The sequence below is a fragment of the Methanofollis liminatans DSM 4140 genome, from assembly GCF_000275865.1.
GTDB lineage: Archaea > Halobacteriota > Methanomicrobia > Methanomicrobiales > Methanofollaceae > Methanofollis > Methanofollis liminatans.
Genome location: NZ_CM001555.1, coordinates 1,388,986 through 1,395,629 on the forward strand (window position 1 = coordinate 1,388,986; position 6,644 = coordinate 1,395,629).

At 58.8% G+C, this 6,644-nt stretch carries 4 protein-coding genes; 1 reads left to right on the plus strand and 3 read right to left on the minus strand.

The features are described from left to right. The first annotated feature begins 547 nt into the window (after window positions 1-547). Entirely contained in the window at window positions 548-2,263 is a 1,716-nt protein-coding gene (locus tag METLI_RS06880; RefSeq protein WP_157203319.1) for an MBL fold metallo-hydrolase, read from the plus strand. 55 nt (window positions 2,264-2,318) lie between these two features. Here METLI_RS06880 and METLI_RS12425 read toward each other — a convergent pair whose 3' ends face one another. Genes METLI_RS12425 through METLI_RS06895 form a run of 3 tightly spaced genes read right to left on the minus strand, consistent with a single transcriptional unit; the run spans window position 2,319 to window position 5,757 of the window. Beyond that, window positions 2,319-3,455 (minus strand): response regulator, encoded by a 1,137-nt coding sequence (locus METLI_RS12425; RefSeq protein WP_004039107.1) that lies wholly within the window; start codon window positions 3,453-3,455, stop codon window positions 2,319-2,321. Further along, entirely contained in the window at window positions 3,452-3,844 is a 393-nt protein-coding gene (locus METLI_RS06890; protein ID WP_004039108.1) for a response regulator, read from the minus strand. Before METLI_RS06890 ends, METLI_RS12425 begins: the two co-directional genes overlap by 4 nt. Next, entirely contained in the window at window positions 3,841-5,757 is a 1,917-nt protein-coding gene (locus tag METLI_RS06895; protein ID WP_004039109.1) for a sensor histidine kinase, read from the minus strand. Before METLI_RS06895 ends, METLI_RS06890 begins: the two co-directional genes overlap by 4 nt. Window positions 5,758-6,644: the final 887 nt, after the last annotated feature.

Sequence of the window (6,644 nt, forward strand, 5' to 3'; positions counted from 1 at the left end):
GTGCCACCCCTGGACCCCCGCGTGCGATTGCCCCGAACATGCGAGGACGGGGAGGAGCGGTGCATCTCCTGATGAAAATTGATGGATGGGCGTGCTGGAGTGTCTTTTCCATCCCTGCCCCAATCGCAATCGGCGGGGGGGTCGGGGGGCAGCAGGCCCCCCGGCAAGGGCTGCTCGGTTATCAAGAACTCTCACGTTCTCAATCCGAAGAGACGATAGAACGAATAGAGAAGGGCGCCTCTGCCCGGGGGTTGCACCCCCGGACCCCCGCGTGCGATTGCCCCGGACATGCGGGGACGGGGAGGAGCAGTGCATCTGGCGATGAAAAAATCCTGAGGGTCAAAGCTGGCGCGGCTTTCCCGTCCCTGCCCCTATCGCCACCAGCAGGGGGACCGGGGGGCAGCAGGCCCCCCGGCAGAGGCTGCTCGATTACCTGTACACGCACACACCACCATCCCCGCGCCGCGGGTTCTTATCCCCGCCCCGCCACCTTTCGATGCGCATATTGCCGCGCAGGTCCGATCCTCTTTCAGCGATGAGTGGACAGATGGAAGGAGACTGGATCGAGATCCCGGGAAGCGGCGGGGCGTATGTACTCCCGTTCACGCGATACCCCGACGTCTGCTGTTCGAACGCCTACGTGGTGAAAACGCCGGGAGAGATCCTCGTCATCGACACCGGCGCCGACGAGGCCCAGATCGCATCGCTGGCGGCGGCGGTCCGGGCGGCGAACGAAGAGCGCCCCTGCCCTGCCTTCGTGCTGCTCACCCACTGCCACCTGGACCATGCATACGGGGTGATCGGGCACCGGGAATGGATAGAATCCTCAGGGATCGCGATCCTCGCCCAGGAAGAGGGGGCCGTGGCCCTTGAAGGCGGCGACCCGCACCTGACGGTCGCCGAGATGTACGGCCGGGAGATCGGGCCGGTGCCGGTGGACGTCCACCTCCTCACCGCCGACGACCGGGCCCGCGGGGGCGAGCGGACCGTGGAGGCACGCGGCCGCAGCGTGCGCCTCGCCGCCGACCGGGTGCAGGTCGAGGGCGAGACGGCGCTCCACCGCCAGCGGATCACCTTCCCGTCCGGGGCGGAGTGCACCGTCTACCATCTGCCCGGCCACAGCCCTGACTCCATCTTCGTCAGGATAGGGGAGCACCTCTTCATCGGGGACATCCTCTTTGCAGCCAGCCCCGGGATCGCCGGGCTGCACCGCTGGAACTGCGGCGACCTCTGCGCCTCGGCCCGGTCGGCCCGCCAGATCCTGGCGTCCGGCGAGATCGGGTATTGCTGGAACGGCCACGGCCGCGGGATGACGGTCCCTGACACCCTCAGGGCGCTTTCGGCCCTGGAGAGGGAGACGAAAAAACTCGACGGGATCTGCGCCTTCGATCCCGTCCGCCTCAACGAATCGGTCTGCTACGCCCGGGACCTCCTCCTCGAAGCAGGCAAACTCTTCTCGGTCATCGGGGGCAGGCTGTACTATCTCTCGTATTACCTGGAGGAACTCGGCGAGGAGGAAGAGGCAGAGAAATACCGCGACCTTCTCCAGAACGACGCCATCGACGAGTTCCTCACCAACTTCTCGGCCTTTGCAAAGGAGGTCGGCGCGGGGAAAAAACTCGAGATCCAGTTCGTGCTCAAGGCCGTGCAGATCGCGGGGAAGATCGAGCGGGCGCTCGGCGCCGGGGCGAGCGACCCGGTGCTCGACGCCTCCCTGGTGCGGCGGGCGCGGCACCTCCTGACCGACTGCCTCTCCACGGTCTACGGCCTGGACGAGCGTCTTTCCGGGGAGGAGATCGACCTTGCCGAATGCCTGGAACGGTTTGTCACCGGCTTTAAGGACCCCTCCCGTCTCGATGAGGCGATGGTCACCGCCGTGGAGGACGAATCGGCGTTCCTTGCGGCCCTTGCCGCCCGGATCGCAAGCCCCGTCCTCTTCGAGGAGACCGCCGTCGGCCTGGAGGTCTGCACCCGCCCCCTGCCGGTCATGACCGATCCCGAACGGCTCTGCGACGGCATCACGTCCCTCATCGAGGACTTCGCCGCCGCCGGGGCGAAGGAGGTGAAGATCTCGGTCGCCGGCACCCCGGACGGGGCGGCGATCGCCGTCACCTCAGACGCCCTGCACCCGGACTGGCCCTATGCCGGGATCTACGAGCGGCGGTTTTCGCGCTGCCGGGGGCGGTGCGCCGTGGAAGAAGGGGACGGCGAGGCCAGGGTCGTGGTCTGTTTTCGGTACGGGGATGATGGGCGCTCCCGGTGAATCTGAATGAGTGGAGGACGGCAGGTCAGGATCGCTCCTGGTGAGTGCCCGGCGTTCAGGGATAGTGCTTCCTGATGAACTCCCGTATCTTCATCGACTCCAGCCAGCCCTGGTCAAGCCTGTTCACGATCTGATCGATCTCATATGCCTGCCCGGCAATCTGCTCGAAGACCCCTCCATCATGCATTGAGGCCAGGGCGATGATCACCGTGAGCGGGTTTCGAATCGAGTCATTCAGTATTGCAAGCTGCAGAATCTGCTCCTCCACCTGGAGGAGTGTGGTTTTCCTGAACTTTTCAATCTCTATTCGTTCTGTTATATCTTCGGCGATCCCGAGCAGATATCTCGGGTTCCCGGACTCGTCAGGGATCGGGATCTTTTTCGTATGAAGGATACGCTCTCCTTTAGCCCTCGTCTGAATAGGCTCTTCGGGAATATCCACCAGTGCGTTCTTCTGGAGTGCCTCTCGATCCGTCTCGAGGAAGCGGAGACTCTGTTCCTGCGGGAAGAGATCAAAGTCGTTTTTCCCGATCAACTCCTCACGTGGTACGCCAAGAAAATCTTCACCTGCTTTGTTGAACCTGATAAAACGGAGATCGTCTGCGTCCTTGACAAAGACCATATTCGGGATATGCTCGAAAATATTGTCCAGGAACCTCTCTTTTTCACGCAACTCCTCTTCAATCTGGTTGCATCGTGCAATCTGGTCTTCGAGCTGGAGGACTTTATTCTGAAGTTTGCGAAAGATGACCTCATTATATTCCTGCAGGGTTTTGATCTCATCCTGTTCTGTCTGTTCAGGTGGAGATGACGTCCCCTGTTCTGATTCATTCAGGACATCCCGGACGATCCCCATGAGTACATCGGGTTTCACCGGTTTTACGATATACCGCTCGGCGCCAAGGTTCATGGCAAACCGCTCGTCCCTCGGGTCGGTATAGGTTGCCGTGTAGAAGATGAGGGGGATATGCTGCAGGTCTTCGTCTGCTTTCCACCGCCGGCAGAGCTCAAACCCGTCCATGACCGGCATCAGGATATCGGTGATGATCAGATCGGGTGGATGCTCTTTTGCCAGTTCAAGTGCTTCTACACCGTTTTTTGCCGGGATGACCTCATAAGAACATCCTTTCAGGATCGACTCCAGGAGGTAGAGGTTCTGCTGGATATCATCTGCGATCAGGACGCGTGTCATTTCGGACGGTCTCCGTCTGTGATCGGCAGTATGTACGCCTTAATTTCCTGGATAAAGGTCTCCGGATTGATGGGTTTTTCGATATAGCCCGTGCATCCGGCAGAGAGGGCCTTCTCCCGGTCGCCTGCCATCGCATAGGAGGTGAGGGCGACGAGCGGGGTATCTGCATGTTCCGGCATCTTCCGGAGTTCCCGGGCTGTTGTGTATCCATCCATGCCCGGGAGCTGGATGTCGAGGAGGATGAGATGAAACGGCGTGCGTGAGGCGATCGCTACTCCTTCTCGCCCATCTCTTCCCCTCAGGACTTCATAGCCCTGGGCCTTCAGGATATAATTCACCAGGTAGAAGTTCTGGTCATTATCTTCGATATACAGAATGGTGGTTTTCATCTGCTCCTCCTCTCACCCGGCAGGGTCACGGTGAAGACCGACCCGCGGCCGGGTTCGCTCTCGACACTGATGGTGCCGCCCATCATGTCGAGGAGTTTCTTGGTGATCGATAGGCCAAGGCCGGTCCCTTCATACTGCCGTGTGAGGCCTGTATCCAGCTGGCTGAAAGGTTTGAAGATCGTCTCGATGTCGGCCTGCTGTATCCCTATCCCGGTGTCAATGACACGAATCATGACCATGTCCTCTCGTTTTGAGCATTCTACCCTGACAGATCCCGTTTCGGTGAACTTTATGGCATTGCTGAGGAGGTTCAAGATCACCTGTTCGATCCGCCTGAGATCGCCCGACACCATCCCCACATCCTCTGCGCATTCCAGTTCCAGCGTGAGGTTTTTCCTCTCTGCAAGCGGCTTTGTGGTGCGTATGGCTTTGTTCAGGACTGCTGCCACATCCACCGGCTCAAGAGAGATTGCAAGTTGACCTGCCTCGATCTTTGAGATGTCCAGCACATCGTTGATCAGGGCAAGGAGGTGATCGGCGCTCTCAGAGACCATGCCGAGCTGTTTCTTCTGCTCCTCGTTCAGGGGCCCGGCGAGTCCCTGGAGAAGGATGCCGGAGAACCCGATGATGGAGTTGAGCGGTGTTCGGAGTTCATGGGACATGGTTGCCAGGAAGGCCGATTTGATCCTGTCCGCCGATTCTGCTGCCTCTTTGGCGGCGGCCAGCTCACGCGTGCGTTCCGAGACGATCTCCTCAAGATGGTCGCGGTATTCCTCAAGCTCCATGTATGCACGTTTCCGCTTCTCCTGTTCGAGCCTGATCCGCTCAACCATCGCCTTGAACGAGGCGGCAAGCGTCCGGAGCTCGCCGGCATCCGCAGTCTCGATCGTCTGGTCGAGATCCCCGGTTTCTGCAATGGTCCTGCTCACCGCCGTCAGGCTGGAGAGAGGACGGATGAGGGTCCTGTTCAGGATGAAGATCGTGGCGGCACTGAGGAGAATAAGGGCCAATATGACGAAGAAAAGCGTCTGCCGGATCGATTCGTTGATCCGCTCTTCAATGGTGCTGACGGGTATGAAGGTCCCGATCTTCCATCCCAGTTCCGGCGATGTGATGTAGATCAGGTATCTCCCGTCATGGACGAGTACACCCTCTTCAGTTGCCAGGAAGAAACCTGCCTGTTCGCCGAGGACGGTGCCGATATCTTCGAAGAGCACGGTTGTATTATAACTGGCAAGGATTGTTCCGCTGCGGTCGGTGAGGATCATCTCCTGATTGCCGATGCTTTCGATCGATGCGAGATATTCTGTCAGGTTGACAAGGGTGATATCGGCCCCGATCACCCCGTATACCTCCCCGTCTTCATCGAGAAGGGCCGTCACGGTCCCGATGTTGACATCCGGTGTTGTGACCGAAGAGTACGGTTCCGTCACCATCACCTCGCCGGGATGTTCTTTTGCAAGAATATACCAGGGCCGTTCCCTGGGATCGTAGGCCGTGGGGCGTGCGCGTTCGTACGATCTGACAAAAGCTCCGTTTTCACGCCCCATATAGACGGAGCTGACATAGGGGTGTGATATCTGGTACGCTCTCAGGATATCGATGATTGCCTGTTCTTCGTCGGTGATCGAGTACTGATACGTCTCCTCGGATGCGTTCAGGAAATTTGTAAAGTCGGCGTCATCGGGGTTGCGGACGATCTCGTTCAACGAGAGTTCATGGACATCGTAATGGGCAGAACTGATAAAATTCGTCAGGGCAAACTCGATATGCCTGAGCTGAAGTTCGGTATTGTCGGAGATGGCATCGAGGTTCTGTTCGTGCAGGGTCGACGGGAGCAGACCGCCGATCATCACCAGTACAAGAGCTGCAATAATCAGGTAGATGAGCAGGACTTTTGACTGGAGGGACATTGCGGGGTGACTCGCCTGTTATTCAATACTTCCCTGGAATCTCATAGATATAACTTTTCTTAATTGATCTCTTCATTCAAAACAGATCCAAAAACTATTGTGCGTTTCAACGGTTTTTTCATCCGATCCGTCAGGTTGGAGCACCGGAATGCGCCACACCTGCCGCGCTCACAACATCAAAACGTGGACGCACAACAACAGGAGAGAAGAGAATGCTTTGTGGAGACCATCGCCTTTTTGGGGTGTGGATGTGATTCATTCGCCTTCTCCAATCTTCTCGCCGGGGGCGATTGCCCCCGGGAGGGTTTTGCTCGATTTCCTGTACGCTCACACAACGCCAGCCTCTGCCCGGGGGTTCTTACCCCCGCATCCCTGCATGCGATTGCCGTGGATCTGGAGGGCAGGGAGAGTAGAGCATCTGTCGATGAAAAATGATGGGTGGTTAGATGGCGTGGGCTGACCATCCCTGCCCCTATCGCATGTGCGGGGGGGTTGGGGGCGGTCAGCCCCCGGCAGAGGCAGAACCTCATTTCCCGTACACGCACACAACGCCTGCCCCGCGCCGGGGGTGTTCTTACCCGGCGACCCGCGCTGCTTGATTTGGCCGAGTGTGGAGGGTAAGGACCACGCAGCCCATCCGTCCATGAAAAATTATTTATGGACGTGCCGGCTCGGTTTGCCCGTCCCCACCCCAATCGCAGGTCTATGGGGCCAGCAGGCCCCCGGCAGAGATAGACCTCCTGAGGACTCTATACATCCATTTACTCCTGTTTTATCGCCGAAATATACGCGATCCCGATCTTTGCCCTGCGGATCCGCGTCATATCCAGGAGGTGGCGCATATCCACGAACTCCCCCTCTGCAAGACACCGCTCGATCCCCCTCAC